The sequence below is a fragment of the Nonomuraea sp. NPDC005650 genome, assembly GCF_040605375.1.
Taxonomy (GTDB): Bacteria; Actinomycetota; Actinomycetes; order Streptosporangiales; family Streptosporangiaceae; genus Nonomuraea.
Genome location: NZ_JBEXCR010000126.1, coordinates 1 through 2,400, shown reverse-complemented (window position 1 = coordinate 2,400; position 2,400 = coordinate 1). Strand labels below are relative to the sequence as shown.

5 protein-coding genes and 1 pseudogene are annotated in these 2,400 nt (G+C 68.2%); 1 reads left to right on the top strand and 5 read right to left on the bottom strand.

The window, feature by feature from the left end; genetic code table 11:
• The 3 genes and pseudogenes from ABZS69_RS66945 to ABZS69_RS66935 form a co-directional block, all read right to left on the bottom strand.
• Positions 1 to 373 (bottom strand): annotated as a pseudogene (locus ABZS69_RS66945) (hypothetical protein); the annotation flags it as partial.
• Positions 374 to 438: 65 nt separating this feature from the next.
• Entirely contained in the window at positions 439 to 699 is a 261-nt protein-coding gene (locus tag ABZS69_RS66940) for a hypothetical protein (protein ID WP_355395613.1), read from the bottom strand.
• Between the two features lie 300 nt (positions 700 to 999).
• On the bottom strand, positions 1,000 to 1,566 hold the full coding sequence (locus tag ABZS69_RS66935; protein ID WP_355395610.1) for an NADPH-dependent FMN reductase: 567 nt from the start codon (positions 1,564 to 1,566) through the stop codon (positions 1,000 to 1,002).
• Positions 1,567 to 1,585: 19 nt separating this feature from the next.
• Here ABZS69_RS66935 and ABZS69_RS66930 point away from each other — a divergent pair, with 19 nt between their 5' ends.
• Positions 1,586 to 1,771 carry a hypothetical protein gene (locus tag ABZS69_RS66930; protein ID WP_355395607.1) on the top strand — a complete coding sequence of 62 codons (186 nt, stop codon included), beginning with the start codon at positions 1,586 to 1,588 and terminating at the stop codon, positions 1,769 to 1,771.
• Positions 1,772 to 1,939: 168 nt separating this feature from the next.
• Here the strand turns inward: ABZS69_RS66930 and ABZS69_RS66925 are convergent, their stop codons facing one another.
• Complete coding sequence (locus tag ABZS69_RS66925; protein WP_355395606.1) at positions 1,940 to 2,074, bottom strand: hypothetical protein; 135 nt, start codon at positions 2,072 to 2,074, stop codon at positions 1,940 to 1,942.
• Positions 2,071 to 2,400: nitroreductase family protein (locus ABZS69_RS66920; protein ID WP_355395603.1), on the bottom strand; the 330-nt coding region annotated here is incomplete at its 5' end. The genes ABZS69_RS66920 and ABZS69_RS66925, both read right to left, overlap by 4 nt.

Sequence of the window (2,400 nt, the reverse complement as noted above, 5' to 3'; positions counted from 1 at the left end):
CCACCGGGGAGGTGGGGGCGGGTGAGAGGCGGACGGCGGTCAGACGCAGGCACTGTCCGTCGGTGTTCTTGGCGCACACCTCGACGTCGGCCTGGAGATGGTCCGGGGATGGCCGTACCTGGCTCAGCGGGTCTCGACCGCGTGCCGCGGGCGAGGCAGCGATGACACGATGATCGGCTCCCACTACCTGGATCAGGTCGATGCCTGGTGTATGCGTCTCGATCGTGCCTGACAGATTCCGGCGCCCGGCTGCGGCGGCGGTGATCCCGGCTTGCTCGCGGGCGCCTGACCAGCCGGGGTCGGCTGACGCTTGCGCGGCGGCCGATGCTCCGACCATGCCCATCGGCACCAGTACGGCGGTCGCCGTGGTCATGGCCAGGACGGTGAGTCGGGCCCGGGTCGAGCGCAGCTGCAGCCGCCGCATTGACGAGCCCGGACTCATGGCGTCGCCTCGCCGCTTGGCAGGCCGCCCAGCGCGCCGCACATGTGCGCGGTCCGGCCGGGTACCTGGCTGGTCGAGGCCCACCGGCGGCGGTATTCGTCCTCGTCGATCTCATCGCGGACGAGCAGGACGAGCAGTTGCCGCTCCTGCGGCGAGCAGGCCTGCCATGGGGCCGGTGTCCGCCGGTACAGGGCCACCACGGCCAACGCGGCGGCGATGGCCGTGCAGAAAAGGATCTCGCTGACGATCAAGGACACGGTTCTCCTCCCGTCGATGATGGGTGTGCCGGCCCGGTGGCGGTGCGGATCTCGATGCCGCGGGAGCCTCGGCTGATGAGCTCGGCGCCGTGCCAGAGCCGGCGCTGACCGCCGGCATCGGTGGCCGGCTCGTCGCCGTTGACCACCGGCATCGGTGGCCGACCCGTCGCCGTTGACCACCGACGGATTGACCATGACCGCCGCCGGCCCCAGCCTGCGCATGCTCAGCCGTATCTGCTCCGGCGCGCCGGCCAGAGTGTGCACTGGGGCCGGCCTGATCAGCGCGGGCGGCAGAGTGGTCTACAGGTCCGGGAGGTCGTGGTGGTGGCGTCGGATGTGCGCTGTGAAGGCCCGCAGGTAGCCGGTCAGGAATTCGGTGGTGGACGGCGCCTGGATGTCGCCGTTGTCGTCGATGAGTCCCTTGGTGAACTGGATGTAGGCCTCGGGCTGGCCCATCACCGGGGTGTTGGTGAAGGACAGGATGGTTTTGAGGTGCTGCTGTGCCACGGCGGTGGAGATCGGGCCGGGTGAGGCTCCGATGATCGCGGCCGGCTTGCCGGCGAGCACGTTGGCTCCATAGGGCCGGGTCGCCCAGTCGATCGCGTTCTTCAGCGCGCCGGGGATGGACCGGTTGTACTCGGGGGTGACGAACAGGAGGGCGTCGGAGGCTTTGATCGCGTCCTTGAACTCCTGGGCCACGGCGGGGTAGTTCGGGTCGTGGTCGTGACTGTAGAGGGGGAGCTTGTCGATCGGGATCTCCGTGAGGCGGAGCTCCGGCGGCGCGAGCCGGCTCAACGCCAGGGCGAGCGTCCTGTTGATCGACTTCTGGGACAGGCTCCCGACGATGTAACCGACGGTGTAAGTCATTGCATTTCCTCTCAAAGGCATGAACGTGCCCGAGCCGTCGACATTGACGGCCTGGCTGGTGATGAAACTGGCGAGAGAAGAGGACGGGGCCGAAGAGGTCTTCGTGCCTCCGGCCGTGCCGCAGGCGCTGCGCTTCGAGCAAGCCGTGGGGAACGTCGTGCGCGCCTGTTCAGGCCGGGGCGATCATGTTGGCGTGATGTCGTAGCCGCCCAGTCCACGGGCGAACGAACGGGTGACCCCGACGACGCCGGCCTCGGCCGCGACGTGCACGTCGCGGCCTCCGGCGCCATCGAAGGCAGAGCCGAAACCGAAGTTGATGACACGTCCTCTTTTGACGGCGTGAGGGGCGAGATTGATCTCTGCGGACGCGCCGTCAGGCGTCAGGAATGATCTCCTCGAACGGGTGCACCGGTAAGTGGCCCGCGGCGTGGCACAGGAAACGTCCGGCCAGGAGAGCTCGGGTGCCTTCGGCGGGCCCGGTGATGACGACGACTTGTTCGGTGTTCATGACCCTTCTCCAGTGGGCCAACCCTCGACGAACGTGACCGTCTCGTCGAGCGGAGCCCGGCCCGTACGGATGTAATCCACCGTGACGTCCTCGAACCCGATCGACATGCCGCAGAAGAGGATGAGCCCGTCCGGGGGTGAGAGGATCTCCGCGACGGTCCTGCGATACACCGACCACGCCATCTGCGGGCAACTGTGCAGCCCTTCGGCGCGCAGCAGCAGCATGACGGTCTGCAGATACATGCCGACATCGGCCCATTGGGGGCGGCCCAGGTCGCGGTCGATGTAGCAGAACAGCGCGGCGGGCGCGCCGAAGCACTGCCAGTT

What these genes read in the sequence shown, in the direction of transcription:
- ABZS69_RS66930 (WP_355395607.1), top strand. Translation starts at nt 1,586, where the DNA reads ATGAACGTGCCCGAGCCGTCGACATTGACGGCCTGGCTGGTGATGAAA.
- ABZS69_RS66935 (WP_355395610.1), bottom strand. Translation starts at nt 1,566, where the DNA reads ATGACTTACACCGTCGGTTACATCGTCGGGAGCCTGTCCCAGAAGTCG.
- ABZS69_RS66925 (WP_355395606.1), bottom strand. Translation starts at nt 2,074, where the DNA reads ATGAACACCGAACAAGTCGTCGTCATCACCGGGCCCGCCGAAGGCACC.